Below are 15,191 nucleotides of genomic sequence, written 5' to 3' on the forward strand. Positions count from 1 at the left end.
CGAATTCGCGACGGGTGACGGCGTGGCCGACCTCTCGGGTGTCGTCTCCTGCCCGTACTGTGGTGAGACGGTGGAGATCACGCTCGATCCGGGGTCGGGAACGCACCAGCAGTACATCGAGGATTGTCAGGTGTGTTGTCGGCCGTGGGTCGTCTCGGTGAGCTACGACGAAGATGGCACGGCCCACGTGTTCGTCGACGCCAGCGACGACCACGACGAACACGATGACTGATCCGCGGATCCTATCCGCCAACGACGTCAAGCAATGGCTCACGGAGGCGCTGCGCCGTCCTGCACAGGAAGGCGCGCGCCTCATGGCGTTGCACTGGCTCCATCAGCTCGCGGCGACACGCGCTGCCTGGCAACAACAGAAGGCCGATCACGCCGCAACGGAGCTGCCGGCGCTGGATGGCGCCGCTCGAAGCAACGCCACCGAACGACTGCACAAGGCGCGTGTGGCACTTCGACGGCTTCGTGCCACAGCGCGGGAGAACAACCGCGTGCTCGACGGCACGTTCGACCGGAAGGTCTCGCGGGCGCTGCGCAACCTCGGCCAGGCGACCAATGCCGCGCGAGACGCCGACGTGCAACGCGGCTGGCTCGAAGCCGAGCAGGAGTCGCTGCCTGCCGATGCACGCCACGAGGCCCGGCGGCTACTCGATCAGCTCGTAGCCGAGAGCGACGCCGATACCACCCACGTGGAAGCGGCGTTCGTGCAGTACTTCGATAGCGTCGCCGATCGGTTGGCCGCGCGGCTCGGCCGGTATCGCATGCTGCGGCAGGTGGGGGTGGAGACCACTCCCCTTCCCTTCGCCCACCACCTCGCCACGCGACTAGACCGCGCAGGCACCCGGCTTCGTCGCGATATTGAACGCATCGGCGATGTCCAAGCGCAGGAGGCCATGCACGCGGTGCGGATTCGCCTCAAGCGCCAGCGCGCCGTGCTCGCACCGTTCGCCCGCACGCGACCGGCCATTGGTGCGTGGTTCGAACTGGCAAGCCGCGGCCAAGACCTGCTGGGCGCCATCCGCGATACCGACCTGCTGGCGCGCCGCGCACGAAAGGCCAAGCTGCCGGCCCTCGAGGCCGCCCTCCGCGATATCGTGCTCGGACACTATATGGCGTTTCGGCACGACTGGTGTGACCGACTCGATGACGTGCTACGCACGCTCGAGGCCGCGGCACAGGCGCTCCGCGCGGAAGGAAGCCCGGTCTCATTGAATGGCCTCCCCATGGAGATCGAGCGCAAGTATCTGCTGCGGGGCTGCCCGCCGGTCGCGCGCGCCGTTCCGCCGGTCCGCATCGAGCAGGGGTGGATTCCGGGTCAAGCGCTGCGGGAGCGGCTGCGCCGTCGGTATGCGCCGGACGGTAGCGTGAGTTGCTGGCGTACGGTGAAGCTTGGCCCGGCCGAGGCGCGTATCGAAGTGGAGGAAGCCACCCCCACCGCACTGTTCGACGCCATGTGGCCACTCACGCGCGATGCGCGCATCCGCAAGGATCGTCATGCGGTACCACACGGGTCGCACATCTGGGAGATCGACGTATTCCTCGACCGCGATCTGGTGCTGGCCGAGGTCGAACTCGGCGCGGTGAGCGACCAGGTCACGATCCCGCCATGGCTTGCCCCCTATGTGGAGTGTGATGTGACCGGCGATCCGGCGTATTTCAACGCGGTCATGGCGCGCCCGGAGCCCTGAGTCGACCGGCCCCCGACGGTGCCCGGTCGCGATGGACCGCAGAGCGTACGGCTTGCGGTCGGCTAGATTTCCGGCATGCCGGAAACCGCCCGTGACTATCTCATGCACCGCTTCCGCGGCGACGCCACGTCGCTGCGGGATCGCGTGTCCGCCCTCCGCCAGGGCAATAAGCTCCCCGGTCCCGACGCCGCCATGTCACAGCGCATGGCCAGCGCATGCGACGATGTGGCACACATCCTCGAAGCCATCGCGCCGAACGAGGACCCGTCGGCTGAACTTGCCGCGCTCGTTGCGTTGATCCCATTGCTCGAGCAGCGCGCACAGCAGCATGCCGGTCAGGCGCCCGTACGCGCCGTCTACGCCGGCGCCGCCACGCGTATCCGCGAAGTGCAGCAGGCTGAGGCCTCGACCCAACACCGGTCGCCGGAGGGGGGCGGGCCGCCGAGCAATGCTCTGGACGATGCGGCGGCGCTCGACGAGGAATTGGGCGACGAGATCGACGACGATGATGCGCTGTTCGGTGAGGACGAACCATGATGGCGCGCGGCCGCGGCAATGCACCTGCCGAGGTCGATGAGGAAACGCCGAGTCCGCCGGGGAAGGTTCGACTGGACAAGTGGCTCTGGGCCGCGCGGTTCTACAAGACTCGTGCGCTGGCCGCAGAGGCGATCGACGGCGGCAAGGTGGATGTAAATGGTGATCGGGCGAAACGCGCGCGTCTCGTGCAGGCCGATGACACGATCAGCCTTCGGCAAGGCCCGCTGGAGTGGGTGGTCGTCGTCCGCGACGTCGCCGAGCGTCGGGGGTCGGCCGAGATCGCTCGGCAGCTGTACGAGGAAACGACGGAAGGGCGCCGCAAGCGTGACCTTGTGACCGAGCAACTGCGGCACATGCCGACCGCGTTCTCGTACGGTGACGGCAAGCCTGGCAAGCGGGACCGGCGGGCCCTGCGTCGCCTGAAAGGCGACGCGTCGTGACAAAGCGGCCTGTTTGTTGCACTTCATGAAAGTCTGTTCAGAGTAGGCCACAGCTTTCTCTTTCGCATTACAATGGCATTGGCGCACCGGGCGGACGGTGCCGGGCACTGTTCTTGCCCAACCCGAATGTTCCGGCGCGGCTTCTTTCCTCACCCGCTTCTTTCATGCGCATCCTCGTCATCGAAGATGATCGGCTGGTGGCCGATCTGATGCGGCAGGTGCTTATGAATGACGGCTATGCCGTCGATGTGGCGCCTGTCGCGGAAGACGGCCACAAGCTCGCCTTGGGGCGCCCGTACGACGCCATCGTGCTGGATCTTGAGCTGCCCGATCGCAATGGGCTCGCCGTCCTGCAGGACCTGCGGCGCGAAGGCTTGACGACGCCCATCGTCATCGCGACGGCCTACGGCAGCACGGCCGACGTGGTGCGGGCCCTCGATGCCGGCGCTGACGATTATCTCCAGAAGCCGTTTGCCAACGAGGTGCTGGCCGCGCGGGTGCGTGCGGCCATCCGCCGCGGCGGCGCGCGCTCTATGGAGAAGGTGCACGTGGGCGATCTCACGCTGCATCGCGTGCACCACGAGGTGCACTGCCATGGCAAGCTGGTGACGCTCACCGCGCGGCAGTATGCCCTGCTCGAGTTCCTGGCCATGCGTGCGGGGGAAACCGTCACCCGCCCGCTGCTGCTGGAGCACGTGTGGCACCTGCGGTTCGACCCGGGCTCCAATGTGGTCGACGTGCACGTGGCCCAGCTCCGCAAGCGCCTCCGTGAAACAGGAAGCACCGTCGACATCCGCACGGTACGCGGCGAAGGCTACGCGCTCGACGTAGGCTGAGGGCGCCCCAGCGCCCGCAATCACCGGCCCAACGGGCCGTCGGCCATCGGCAATGCCCGGCGCACGATGGCATCGACCGTGTCCTCGGGCGTCGTCTCGACCAGCGTGATGGCGGGCACGGGACTGGCCGGCCAGCCGGCACCCACCGCCGGCAGGACCACCTTACGGACCGCCTGGAGGACCGCCTGGGCGACCGAACGGTCTTCGGGTGATGGCCCCACCACGAGCACGCACGGCGTCGCGCCGGCCAGCGCCTTTGCCAGCTCGGCCTGCCGACTTGCCCCGCGCACCTGCGCCCCACCGGCGCGTAAGGCGCGATCGACTGCGGTCCGAAACGCACGGTCGTGTGCGAAGAGGACGATCACGATCGCCCCGTACGCACGCAGATGTGCGCGCTGGCGGCTCTACGGGCGCAACAATTCGCCGGCAGGCCCGGCACGAGCGCGGCGCCCGCACCGGCCCGACGCCCACCCACACCCAGGGCCCAGCGCGGTGGCTGGTCAGAAAAGATCGAAGACACGCGAAGTGAGCGAAGGAGGAGGCGTTGTGGTTCAGCGCTCGGCCGCGAGGGCCGCGATCGCGGAGATCTCCACCAGGATGCCACGCAGCTGCGCCCCCACCACCGCACGCGTGGGATACGGCGGCTGAAACACGGTGCGATAGATCGCATCGAACGCACCCCAGTCGTTCTCGTCGGCAAGGTAGACGGTCACACTCACCACGTCGTGCAGGGACGCTCCTCCCGAGCGGAGGATGCGTTCCAGATTCGCTAGCGTGATGCGGGTCTGCTCTTCGAAGCTCGCGCCCACGATCTGTCCGGTCGACGGGTCGCGCGGCGTTTGCCCAGAAACGAAAAGGAGCTGCGAATTATTTGCGGTGCGCACGCCGGGAGAGTAGGCTCCCGCAGGCGGCGGAAGGTCTGGAAGGACGACGGGCGTCCAGTGACGCGCGATTCGGTCGTCAGTGGGTTCCTGGTGCGACATCACGTGGTTGGTGGAGGTAGGGCAGTGGCGATGTATCTCGAACAGCTCGAGACACCGGTTCCGGTCGTGGACCTTGACCGGCTTGCCCACAATTTGGACCGCATGGCGGCATATGCCACCCTGCACGGCCTGCGACTTCGTCCGCACGTGAAGACGCACAAGTCACCGCGTATCGCCGCGGAGCAGCTGCGGCTGGGCGCCGTGGGCCTTACCTGCGCCACGCTGCGGGAGGCCGAAGTGATGTCGGAAGTGTGCACCGACATTCTCGTGGCCTATCCGCCGGTGGGGGCGGCGCGTCTCGAGCGGCTGGCGATGCTTCCCGCCGGGGTGCGGGTGGCGGTGGCCGCCGATGACGCTCATGCCCTCGATGCACTTTCGGTGGCGGCGAGGCTGGGGCATCGCACCATCGACGTGATGGTCGAGGCCGATCTGGGGATGCATCGGGTGGGCGTCACGTCGCCAGAGAAGGCGGTGGCCATCGCGCGACAGATCGATCGCGCGTCGTCGCTGCGCTTCGCGGGGCTGCAGTTCTACCCCGGGCACATCCGCGCGAAGGTGAGCGAGCAGGATGCCGCGCTGGCGCAGCTCGGCCGCGACATCGCCCAGTACGTCGACGCGTTACGTGATGCCGGGCTCCCCCCAGCGATCGTGAGCGGTGGCTCGACACCGGCCGCATGGCGCATGCACGAGGTAGCTGGGGTCAACGAAGTGCGCCCTGGCACCTACGTGTACAATGACCGGACCACCGCGCAGATCGGCGCCTGCGACTGGGAGGACTGTGCCCTCACGGTGCTTGCCACCGTCGTGAGCGTAAGCGTGAAGGGCCAGGCGGTAGTGGACGCCGGCACGAAGGCCCTGGGGCGCGAACCCTTGCGCGCGGAGGGCGACGGCTACGGCGCCCTGCTCGACCATCCCGAGGTGATCGTGTCGCGCATGTCGGAAGAGCACGGCATTCTCGATCTCTCCCGCAGCGCGTGGCGGCCGCGTCTCGGTGATCAGGTGCGCATCGTGCCCAATCACGTGTGCATCGTGGTGCACCTCTTCGACGAGATCATCGGCGTGCGTGGCCACGCGGTGGAAACGCGCTGGCCGGTGGCGGCCCGTGGCCGGGCGTCGAACCGGGAGCTGGACACCGTGCCACAGGGCCCGCGCGCGGTTTAGGCCGTGCGGGCAATCGGGGCCAGCAGGCCGCTCGTGAGCCGCAGCAGGTCGTCTGCGGCGAGGGCCATCTCGACGCCACGTCGGCCGGCGCTCACGTGAATGCGTTCGTAGAGAATGGCGGTGTCGTCGAGCACGAGCGGCAGTGGCTTCTTCTGCGCGAGCGGGCTGATCCCCCCCACGATGTAGCCCGTGGCGCGCTCGGCGGCGCTCACGTCCGCCATCTTCGCCCGGCGCCCATGGACGGCATCGGCCATGGCCTTGAGATCGAGCATCGCACTGACCGGTACCACGGCGCAGGCGAGTCCCACCCCCTCGACCTCCACCACGAGCGTTTTGAACACCGTGTCGGGGTCGAGGTGTAGCGCCTCCGCCGCCTCAAGCCCGTACGACTCGGCCTTGGGATCGTGCGCATAGCTGAGGACGTCGTGTGGAATACCCGCCTGGCGAGCGAGCAGGATGGCTGGGGTCATGGGCGGTTCGGAAAGTCGGATGCCGATGGTGTATCGTACTCGCATGTCTCCGCCACCGCGCCGGGTCCTGCTCGTCGATGCCGACGCGTTCTTCGTGGCCGTGGCCCGGCAGGTCGATCCCGAGGGCGCGGGCCAGGCGCCCTTGCTGATCGTGGGCGGCCGCCCGGGATCGCGCGGCGTGGTATGCAGTGCGTCGTACGAGTGCCGGGCGTTCGGGGTCCGGTCGGCGATGCCCATTGCCCGGGCGCTCACGCTCTGCCCCGACGCGATGTGCGTACCCGTGCCGCGCGGCGCGTGCAGCGCACGCAGCAAGGACATTCAGGCGGTGCTGGCCCGCTTCGCGCCCGTCGTGCAATGCTCCAGCATCGACGAGTGGTATTGCGACCTTGGAGGAACCGAGGCGCTCTATGGGCACGAGCCGCTGCAGGAGACGGCCCATCGCATTCGGCGGGCGGTGTTCGAGGCAACGGGCCTCCACGTGTCGATCGGCGGCGGGACCTCGCGGCTGGTCGCCAAGATGGCGGTCGAGGTGGCCAAGCCCAAACCCGGCACGGGGGCCGATGGCGTGCACTGCGTGCCGCCGGGCGAGGAAGCCGACTTCCTGTCGCATTTTCGGCTGGCGGATCTGCCGATGGTGGGGCCCAAGCTGGCCGAGAAGCTGGAGCGCATGGGGCTCCTTCGGGTGGCCGATGCGCAACGCTGGACCGAGGCGGGGTTGGCCAGCCGCCTCGGGGAGCGGACGGGCGAGTGGCTGGCGCAACGCGTGCGCGGCATCGACGACAGCCTGGTCACCCCTCGCGCCCGGCAAAAACAGGTGAGCCGGGAAGACACCTTCGCCCAGGACCTCGACGACGATGCGGTGATCGAGCGGGAGTTGCTGCGCTTGGCGGTGCGCGTGAGCGCCGACCTGCGCCGGCAGGCACTCCGGGCGCGCACGGTGACGGTGAAGATCAAGGATACGGACTTCAAGACCCGATCGGCCCAGCGCACCCTGTCCGGGTTCATCGAGTCGGAGTCGTCGGTGGCCAAGGCGGCGGGGCCCCTGCTCCGCCAGCTGCGGGGGAAGCGACGGGTACCGGTCCGGCTTCTCGGGATCGCCCTGTCGCACTTCGACGACGAGCCCGAGAGCGCGTCGGGCGGCGCTCCCATCGGGGGGGCCATCCTCGCCGCCCAGCTTGGCCTGTTCGCCGGACAGGAGGCCGCACCGTTGGAGGCCACACACAAGGCGGGTCCCCCCGGGTCGGACCCGAACGAGACCCCTAGGGACCGGGCCCTCACCCGGGCACTGGATCGCATTCGGGATCGTTATGGTTCAGGGGCCATTCTGCCGGCCCGGCTGGTGGATCCCGCACACGATACGGGGCCGAGGGTGGAAGAATGATCCCGGTTCCGCTAGGTTCCTCCCGTCGCAGCTTCCCGTAGCAGCGCGCGGCATCCGCCGCGCCGCCTACAGGGCTTCCCGTCTGCCACCGATTTTTTACCTGCTTAGGGTGTCGTCATGAGTGCTCAGCAGTACGATCCGAACAAGTTGGGCTGGGGTGCGGCCCTGATCACGTGCGTCTTCACGGCGGCACTGGGCTTTGGCGCGTACACGATCCACAACAACACGTACCGTCACCCGCGCGACCCGATGGCGCAGCAGGTCTACTACGAGCGCGACAAGGCGAAGCATGCCGGCGCAGGCGAGCACGGTGCCGTCGCGGGCGGCGACCATGGCGCGGCAGCCAGCGGTGACCACGCGGCTCCGGCCGCTGGCGCCGAGCACGGCGAAGCGAAGCCGGCCGACAAGCACTAAGCGTCGAGCGCGCAGAGGAAACGCCGCGGTCTTCGGATCGCGGCGTTTTTTGTGCCTGATCGCATTGTTTCATTCTGCCTATGCATTGTATAAATACATTCGATTTGTAAATATGGTATGGGTCGATGACTTTGCGACCATGCTCGACACTGTCAAAGCCAACCTGCTCTCGCCGATCCCGCTCGCCTTCGCGCTCGGTATCGTGACGCGCCTCATGCGAAGTGAGTTCTCGCTGCCCAAGGACATTTACAGCGCGCTCTCTATCTACCTGCTCTTCGCTCTTGGTCTCAAGGGCGGCGTGGAACTCGCCCATGCCTCGTTCGAGGTGATCGTGGCCCCGGCCGGCGTGACCTTGTTGCTCGGCTGCCTCACGCCGCTGACCACGTACGGCGTCATGCGGTATCTGGGTCGCTTTTCCACGGCCGACGCGGCGGGCATGGCCGCCCACTACGGCTCCGTCAGTGCCGTCACCTTTATCGCCGCCCAGCAGTTCATGCAGCGCGTGGGAGCGCCCGCCGAGGGCTTCATGCCCACGCTGCTCACCCTCCTCGAGAGCCCCGGTATCCATATCGCGCTGGCCCTCGGGGCCCTCCAACGCAATAAGCAGCCCGTAGCCAAGGGGAGCGGACCGGCGCAGCACGGCAGCGTGAAGGCCGTCCTGCACGAAGTACTCACCGGTCGCACCATGGTCTTGCTCGTGGGTGGGCTGATCGTGGGCTACTTCATGGGTGAGGAGGGATGGCACTCCGTGGCGCCCTTCTTCGACAGCGGCTTCAAGGGTGCACTGATGATCTTCTTGCTCGAAATGGGAATCGTGGCTGGTGGTCGGCTTGGCGACCTCAGGAAAGTCGGCCCATTTCTGCTCGCCTTCGGCATGCTGATGCCGCTGGCCCACGGCGCCCTGGGGGTGCTGCTTGGCACCTGGGCCGGCCTGTCCGCTGGCGGGGCGGCCGTGCTGGGCACGATGGCGGCGAGCGCCAGCTACATCGCCGCGCCACCGGCGGTTCGCCTCACGCTCCCCGAGGCCAACCCCACGTACTCGCTCACGGCGGCGCTGGCCATCACCTTCCCGTTCAACATCCTCGCCGGAATTCCGATTTACTTCAACCTCGCGCAATCCATCGCTCCCTGATGGTCGCCACCGAACCCACATGCTGACGCATCCGTTCAAGCTCGTCACGATCATTGCGGAGCCGGTGTTGGCGCCGCGCATCACGCAAGAGCTCCGCCGCCTCGGTGCCACCGGCTTCACCGTGGTGGAGGGGCGCGGGGAGGGCTCGCGCGCCATGCACGCGGCCGAGATCCCCGGCATCAACGTCCGCATCGAAACGATCGTGCCGCCCGAGGTGGGCGACCGCATCGTGGCGCACATCGCGGAGACCTACTTCGCCGACTATGAGGTCATTGCCTATCTGTCCGACGTTGCCGTCGTCCGTGGCGACAAGTACCGCTCCATCACCTCCTCTGGAGGCCATTGACATGTGGCGGCACCTCCGTGATCGGGCCATCCACTCGGGGCGCATGTCGCCCATACCGCAATGACCACCCGATCCCTGTCGCTCAACTCGCTCAACTACCAGCATCTCCTGTACTTCTGGGTGGTGGCACGCGAAGGGAGCATCGCCCGCGCCACCACGGTGCTGCATCTCACGCAGCCGACCATCAGTACCCAGCTCAAGCTGCTCGAACGTGCGATGGACACCGCGCTCTTCGAAAAGCGCGGACGCAACCTCGTGCTGACCGACGCGGGGCACATGGTCTACCGCTACGCGGACGAAATCTTCCGCACGGGGCGCGAACTCACCGAGGCGCTGTCGCGTGGGGACCGGGGTATTCCCTCGCGGCTCGTGGTCGGCATCTCCGATTCGCTCCCCAAGCTCACCACGTGGCGGCTTCTGAGCCCCGCACTCGACGCCATCCCGGGGCTGCACCTCACGTGCCGCATCGACAAGACGGAGCGCCTGGTCGCCGATCTCGCCGTGCATGCACTCGACGTGGTGCTGGCCGACACGCCGGCGTCCCCGTCGCTGCCCATCACGCTCTTCAATCACCTGCTGGGTGAATGTGGCGTATCGGTCTTCGGCACCGAAGCCCTGGCCGCCAAATACCGCCGCAAGTTTCCCGAGTCGCTCGACGGCGCGCCGTTCATTCTTCCCACCGCGAACACCGCGATGCGTCGGTCCCTCGACGCCTGGTGCGTGGCGAACGACGTCCGTCCGTCGGTGGTGTGCGAAGCCGAAGACGTGGCGTTGTTGCAGGTATTCGGCCAGGAGGGCATGGGGCTCTTCGCGGCGCCCAGCGTGGTGGAAACGCAGATCCGTCGGCAATACCACGTGCGCGTGGTGGGGCGCCTACCCGATGTGCGCGAGCGGTTCTATGCGATCTCCGCAGAGCGCAAGCTGGCCCACCCGGCCGTGCTCGCGCTCACGGAAGCAGCGAGAACGCGCCTGTTCGGCTGAGCGAGGTTCGGCAAAGGGAGAGGCCCGTGGACAACGCGGCGGGCCTCCGTCTTCCCGTCACACGGGAACGGTGAACCAGAACTCTGCTCCCTTGCCCGGCTCCGATTCCACGCCGATCTCGCCCCCATGGGCGTCCACGATGCCCTTGGCGATATACAGCCCGAGCCCTGAGCCGGCGCGCAGCAGGCGGGGAGCCTGCCAATAGCGCTCGAACAGTCGCGGCACATCGTCGGGCGCCACCCCGGGCCCGGTGTCCTTCACGCTAAAGCGCACCGCGGCCTCCGAGTGTCGGACAGCCAGGACGACCTCACCACCGTGCGGCGTGAAGCGCACCGCATTGCCCAGCAGATTCGACAGGACCTGCTGCAGGCGGTGTTGATCGCCGAGCAGCACCGGAAGGTCGTCATCGAGGCGCCGTATGAAGCGCAGGGCGGCATCCACCATGACCGGCTCGAACATATCGGCGGTTTCCTTGAGCATCGCCGGCACGTCCATACGACGACGCTCCACCCGCAGACGGCCCGCTGAGATGCGTGAGACATCCTGTAGATCCTGAATCAACCCGTCCGCCTGGCGAGCAGCCGCACGCACGGCCTCGACGTCTTCGCGCGCCATCAACGGGACCTCGTCGTCTGACCCCTCGGTGTCTTCGGCGCGACGCAGTACGGCACCCGTGAGCATCACGACCGCGTTGACGGGATTACGCAGGTCGTGCGAGACGATCGCCAGCATCTCGTCGCGTTCGCGGACCGCGCTGCGCGCCTGCTGGTAGAGACGGGCGTTCTCCAACGCGAGCGCCGCGAGGCCCGCAAACTGATCCGCGACCTGCACCTCTTCGACCGAGTGGGTTGCCCCGGCGCGGGTCCGCACGAGATGCAATGCGCCGATCGCGCGTCCACCCGCACGCAGCGGCACGAGCAGAACGGCGCTCGCGCCAAGCGAGGCCGCGATCGCGCGCGCATTCGCGTCATGGAAGTTGGCGTCGAGCCACGCGCCAATGTCGGTAATGCGCTGGGCCTCCGCCTCGCGGGCCACGCGCGCTCCACTCGCCATCGACGGTTCGAATTCGAGCACCTCGGGGTAACGTACGACCAGAGACGCCGTCGTATCGTGGCGCTGTGGATCCATGTGCGTGGCGGCCGCGCGTCTGATGCCCCCCTCGGGCGTAAGCAGCTCCAGCAGGCTCCACTCGCCGAGCAGCGGCACCGGCAACTCCGCGATCGTCGCCATCGTGGACTCGACATCGAGCGTGGCCGCAAGCACCCACCCTGCGGTAGACAGCAGTTTCTGACGCTCTTCACCTTTCACTCGCTCACTCACGTCACGCAACGTGACCATGAACGTGCGCTCACCCTCCATCGTGACGCGCGCGATCGACGCCTCAGCCGGAAACAGCTCGCCATTCTTGCGTAGCCCCGAGATCGGGCGGCGATACGCCATCGTACGCGCGTCAACCGATCCCTCCGCAAACGTGCGCATGTGCCCGCGATGCACGGCACGCGCACCCATGGGCAGCAGGCGATCGAGCGGCTGCCCGAGCATTTCCCCTTCGGTCCAATGGAAGATCTGCTCGGCTCCGCGATTGAACCGGACGATATGGAAGCTGTCATCGAGCGCGATGATGGCATCCGCCGCGATATCAACGATGGCCGCTAGTGCGGCGTGGGAATGCGTATCGGCCATACCCCTGCAAGGTAATGAAGTGCATTGTGAAGACGGCGGTTCCACCATTGCGGCGGCGTGGCCGGGGCGCAACCGTTATCGCTGACGCGATCGCGCACGCCGTCATTCGGCGGACAGTATCGCCCGAGTCATTCCCTACACGTTACGCCGAAATACATGCGTCTACTGTCTTCAATATCTACGCTGCCGCTGATCACGCTAGCCTTTTTGGTCGTGGGTGGGGTGATGGGAATTGTCGATCGCAGCGGTGTATGGACCGACCGCATCTTGCTGTTGGGCCTGCTTGTCACCGGATTGCCGGTCGCCGGTCGTACATTCCGGGGAATTCTCCAGGGGAAGTTCGCAGCCGATGTGGTGGCCATGCTCGCCATTGTGGGCGCGGTGCTGCTCGGACAGCCGCTCGCCGGCCTGGTGGTGGTGCTGATGCAAACCGGAGGAGAGGCGCTCGACGCGTATGCGGTGGCGCGCGCCTCCAACGCCGTCGCCGCGCTCGAGGCTGATGCCCCCCGCACTGCCCACCGCGTACGCGACGAGCGTATACAGGACATACCGGCCGAGCAGATCGTACCGGGTGACCTGCTCCTCGTGCGTCCCGGCGAACTCATCCCCGCGGACGGGGTGGTGGTGAGTGGCACGTCACATGTGGACACCTCACGACTCAGCGGAGAGCCCATCCCAGTGCGCGCAGCGACCGGTACGTCGCTGCTGTCGGGAAGCGTGAATCAGGAGGGGGCGCTCACGATGCGCGCCGATCGTCGGTCGCAGGACAGCCAGTACGCGCGCATCGTGGACCTGGTGCGATCGGCGCAGGCCTCCAAAAGCCCGCTCCAGCGCACCGCCGATCGGTGGGCCGTGTGGTTCACCCCGCTCACGCTCGTGGCCTGCCTCAGCGCGTGGCTGGTGTCGCACGACTGGACGCGCGTCCTTGCCGTGTTGGTGGTGGCGACGCCGTGCCCCCTCATTCTGGCGGCCCCGGTTGCCATCATTGGCGGCATCAACCGCGCGGCCAAGCGCGGCATCATCGTGCGCAGCGGTGGCGCCCTCGAGGGGCTGGCCCGTGTGAACACCGCGGTCTTCGACAAGACCGGTACGCTGACCGTGGGACGTCCCAAGATCGCGCAGGTCGTAGTAACCGACGGTGATGACCCGCTGACGGTGCTCGCGCGTGGCGCGGCGGTCGAGCAGGGCTCTGGCCACCTGCTGGCCCGCGTCATCGTCGCGGAAGCAGAATCACGCGGCGTCGCGCTACGCGTGGCGACCGACCTGCACGAAACGCCGGGGCGTGGTGTGCGCGGCGTCGTGGACGGGGAGCTGGTGGCCGTAGGTTCTCCCGATTTCGTGCGCGAGCAGCTGCCACGCATGCTTCCCCACGCGGCTGATTCGCTCACCAGCCGGCTCGCCGCCATGGAGGAGCAGGCCTCTGGACTGCGCGCCTACATCGCCACCGGCGGCGGCGCGCTGGCACGCATCGAATTCGCGGACCAGCTGCGCCCCGAGTTGGCACCGATGTTCGGCGAACTGCGGGCGCTCGGGATCGTGGATGCGTATCTCTTCTCCGGCGACAAGCAGGCCAACGTACAGGTGATCGCGGCCGCCGTGGGGATCACGCAGTTTGCCGGCGACCTTTCGGCCGCAGCGAAGGTCGCGCGCGTGGCCGCCCTCGAGCAGATGGGACGCCGCGTGCTGATGGTGGGCGATGGGACGAACGATGCACCGAGCCTGTCGACGGCCACGGTGGGCGTGGCGCTCGCCGGACATGGTGGTGGGGTCGTGGCGGAAGCGGCCGACGTGGTGCTGTTGATCGACGATCCCTCGCGCATCCCCGAAGCGGTGCGTATCGGGCGGCGGGCGCTGTCGATCGCCAAGCAATCGATTGGCGTGGGGCTTGGCCTTTCGCTGGTGGGGATGGCGTTCGCCTCGGCCGGCCAGCTCACCCCGGTGGCCGGCGCGCTCATTCAGGAGGCGATCGACATTGCGGTGATTCTCAACGCACTCCGAGCGGCCAGGGCATAGCCCTCTGTACCGGATGAAGCGAAAAGGCCCCGCTGTACATCGCAGCGGGGCCTTCTTTCGTACTGAGGGGAATCGCCCCAGCGCGCGCGATCAGACGCGCTGCTTACGACGACGCGCCACGAAGCCAAGGGCCGCGAGCCCCGCGCTCATGAGCGCATAGGTGGAGGGCTCCGGCACCACGTTGTCTGGCGGCCCGCACTCGGACTCGCACTCCCCGGTCCGGTATACAATGGCATTCGAGACACCGCCAAAACCACCGTCTCGGTACTCGAAGGTGTACTCACCGCTCCCCGAGGTGGCAAAGTCGAACACATAGAAGGCCGTCACGTTCCCAGCGGGAGACATCGACTCGCGAAAATTCCCCCAATGAAAGCCGACGACCGTCGTGCCGAACAGGTCGCTGAACATGATCGGCGTGCCTTTCTGATCTTTCTTGGCCAGATTCGCAAACGGCCCGTAGCCCTCGAGTGCTCCCAACCCGTCGGTCTGCTTATCGCTGAGCGGATCCCCCGGACTCCTGTTGTTGTAGTTGCCTACCCAGAAGCCACTACAGGCGATGGCGGTGTAGTTCAAGTCATCGAGCGCGCAATCGTAGGTGTCGTCATCGCTGAATACCCCGGTGGGGAGCTGCGCCGGCGCCACGGCGAGCGGTGCCGAGAGGGCCAGTGCGAGGGAGAGAATGGTCTTCTTCATTGTGGGGTTCCACTCGGTGGTGAGGTGGTCGGACGTGGGTCGTTCTCGACCGCTGACGTTTCAATACCCGTGCCACCGAGTGCCACCGTAGAACCGCACCGCATGTCCTTGCTCAGCACCTGCAACCCTTACGAATCAACGTGATGCAGACGCCCAGTGAATGCCCGGCGAGGATCATGACCGATCCATCGCCTACAGGATCGCTGCCCTGTGGCAGGACGCCAACACCATGTGCGATGCCCTCCACAAGGGGAGGGCAAACTCATCCACCATTAGTGGCGCGACGCGAACAGATCAGAATTCGTCGTCGGTGAAGGCCATGATGGCTCCGCTGCCCGCCTGAATAGCTGCCAGTAGCGTCGTCGTCTCCGGCAGGATGCGCCCAGTGTAGAAGCGCGCCGTCTTGAGCTTGGCTTCGTGGAAT

At 67.1% G+C, this 15,191-nt stretch carries 18 protein-coding genes; 12 read left to right on the forward strand and 6 right to left on the reverse strand.

Annotated elements, in window-relative coordinates:
- The 5 genes from ACIQ51_RS12610 to ACIQ51_RS12630 form a co-directional block, all read left to right on the forward strand.
- Positions 1-232 (forward strand): CPXCG motif-containing cysteine-rich protein (locus ACIQ51_RS12610; protein ID WP_396205405.1); only part of this gene is annotated, 232 nt, incomplete at its 5' end.
- Entirely contained in the window at positions 225-1,697 is a 1,473-nt protein-coding gene (locus tag ACIQ51_RS12615) for a CHAD domain-containing protein (RefSeq protein WP_396205406.1), read from the forward strand. The genes ACIQ51_RS12610 and ACIQ51_RS12615, both read left to right, overlap by 8 nt.
- A 75-nt stretch (positions 1,698-1,772) precedes the next feature.
- The gene (locus ACIQ51_RS12620; RefSeq protein ID WP_396205407.1) at positions 1,773-2,234 is read left to right on the forward strand and encodes a hypothetical protein; all 462 of its coding nucleotides are present in this window, start codon (positions 1,773-1,775) and stop codon (positions 2,232-2,234) included.
- Positions 2,231-2,674: an RNA-binding S4 domain-containing protein gene (locus ACIQ51_RS12625; RefSeq protein WP_396205408.1), complete on the forward strand. Its 444-nt coding sequence runs from the start codon at positions 2,231-2,233 to the stop codon at positions 2,672-2,674. The genes ACIQ51_RS12620 and ACIQ51_RS12625 overlap by 4 nt, the downstream gene beginning before the upstream one ends.
- A gap of 164 nt (positions 2,675-2,838) precedes the next feature.
- Positions 2,839-3,510, forward strand: a complete 672-nt coding sequence (locus tag ACIQ51_RS12630) for a response regulator transcription factor (RefSeq protein WP_396205409.1) — start codon at positions 2,839-2,841, stop codon at positions 3,508-3,510.
- A gap of 20 nt (positions 3,511-3,530) precedes the next feature.
- On the opposite strand, the gene ACIQ51_RS12635 is transcribed toward ACIQ51_RS12630, so the two are convergent.
- Together ACIQ51_RS12635 and ACIQ51_RS12640 are read right to left on the reverse strand one after the other, a co-directional pair.
- A complete protein-coding gene (locus tag ACIQ51_RS12635) occupies positions 3,531-3,875 on the reverse strand; it encodes a hypothetical protein (protein WP_396205410.1) in 345 nt (114 codons plus the stop codon).
- Positions 3,876-4,061: 186 nt separating this feature from the next.
- Positions 4,062-4,493, reverse strand: a complete 432-nt coding sequence (locus ACIQ51_RS12640; protein WP_396205411.1) for a RidA family protein — start codon at positions 4,491-4,493, stop codon at positions 4,062-4,064.
- A 30-nt stretch (positions 4,494-4,523) separates the two neighbouring features.
- On the opposite strand from ACIQ51_RS12640, the gene ACIQ51_RS12645 reads away from it, so the two are divergent.
- The gene (locus ACIQ51_RS12645) at positions 4,524-5,654 is read left to right on the forward strand and encodes an alanine racemase (protein WP_396205422.1); all 1,131 of its coding nucleotides are present in this window, start codon (positions 4,524-4,526) and stop codon (positions 5,652-5,654) included.
- Here the strand turns inward: ACIQ51_RS12645 and ybaK are convergent.
- Entirely contained in the window at positions 5,651-6,124 is a 474-nt protein-coding gene (gene ybaK, locus ACIQ51_RS12650) for a Cys-tRNA(Pro) deacylase (RefSeq protein ID WP_396205412.1), read from the reverse strand. The genes ACIQ51_RS12645 and ybaK overlap by 4 nt on opposite strands.
- A gap of 43 nt (positions 6,125-6,167) precedes the next feature.
- Here ybaK and ACIQ51_RS12655 point away from each other — a divergent pair, with 43 nt between their 5' ends.
- The 5 genes from ACIQ51_RS12655 to ACIQ51_RS12675 all read left to right on the forward strand — a co-directional run bounded on the left by ACIQ51_RS12655 (position 6,168) and on the right by ACIQ51_RS12675 (position 10,378).
- On the forward strand, positions 6,168-7,505 hold the full coding sequence (locus tag ACIQ51_RS12655; protein WP_396205413.1) for a DNA polymerase thumb domain-containing protein: 1,338 nt from the start codon (positions 6,168-6,170) through the stop codon (positions 7,503-7,505).
- A gap of 117 nt (positions 7,506-7,622) precedes the next feature.
- Positions 7,623-7,919 carry a hypothetical protein gene (locus ACIQ51_RS12660; RefSeq protein WP_396205414.1) on the forward strand — a complete coding sequence of 99 codons (297 nt, stop codon included), beginning with the start codon at positions 7,623-7,625 and terminating at the stop codon, positions 7,917-7,919.
- 139 nt (positions 7,920-8,058) lie between these two features.
- Positions 8,059-9,051, forward strand: coding sequence for a sodium-dependent bicarbonate transport family permease (locus ACIQ51_RS12665; protein WP_396205415.1), 993 nt, complete (start codon positions 8,059-8,061; stop codon positions 9,049-9,051).
- A 19-nt stretch (positions 9,052-9,070) separates the two neighbouring features.
- Positions 9,071-9,397, forward strand: coding sequence for a P-II family nitrogen regulator (locus ACIQ51_RS12670; protein ID WP_396205416.1), 327 nt, complete (start codon positions 9,071-9,073; stop codon positions 9,395-9,397).
- A gap of 60 nt (positions 9,398-9,457) precedes the next feature.
- Positions 9,458-10,378, forward strand: coding sequence for a LysR family transcriptional regulator (locus ACIQ51_RS12675; RefSeq protein WP_396205417.1), 921 nt, complete (start codon positions 9,458-9,460; stop codon positions 10,376-10,378).
- 57 nt (positions 10,379-10,435) lie between these two features.
- Here the strand turns inward: ACIQ51_RS12675 and ACIQ51_RS12680 are convergent, their stop codons facing one another.
- Positions 10,436-12,061 carry a PAS domain-containing sensor histidine kinase gene (locus tag ACIQ51_RS12680; protein ID WP_396205418.1) on the reverse strand — a complete coding sequence of 542 codons (1,626 nt, stop codon included), beginning with the start codon at positions 12,059-12,061 and terminating at the stop codon, positions 10,436-10,438.
- Positions 12,062-12,217: 156 nt separating this feature from the next.
- Between ACIQ51_RS12680 and ACIQ51_RS12685 the strand changes: the two genes are divergently transcribed.
- A complete protein-coding gene (locus ACIQ51_RS12685) occupies positions 12,218-14,074 on the forward strand; it encodes a heavy metal translocating P-type ATPase (RefSeq protein ID WP_396205420.1) in 1,857 nt (618 codons plus the stop codon).
- Positions 14,075-14,164: 90 nt separating this feature from the next.
- On the opposite strand, the gene ACIQ51_RS12690 is transcribed toward ACIQ51_RS12685, so the two are convergent.
- Together ACIQ51_RS12690 and ACIQ51_RS12695 are read right to left on the reverse strand one after the other, a co-directional pair.
- A complete protein-coding gene (locus ACIQ51_RS12690; RefSeq protein ID WP_396205421.1) occupies positions 14,165-14,767 on the reverse strand; it encodes a PEP-CTERM sorting domain-containing protein in 603 nt (200 codons plus the stop codon).
- Positions 14,768-15,061: 294 nt separating this feature from the next.
- Positions 15,062-15,191, reverse strand: a 130-nt coding sequence (locus ACIQ51_RS12695) for an acyl-CoA dehydrogenase C-terminal domain-containing protein (RefSeq protein ID WP_396205424.1), incomplete at its 5' end; no start/stop codon positions are given.

The organism is Gemmatimonas sp. (assembly GCF_044344655.1).
Classification (GTDB): Bacteria; Gemmatimonadota; Gemmatimonadetes; order Gemmatimonadales; family Gemmatimonadaceae; genus Gemmatimonas.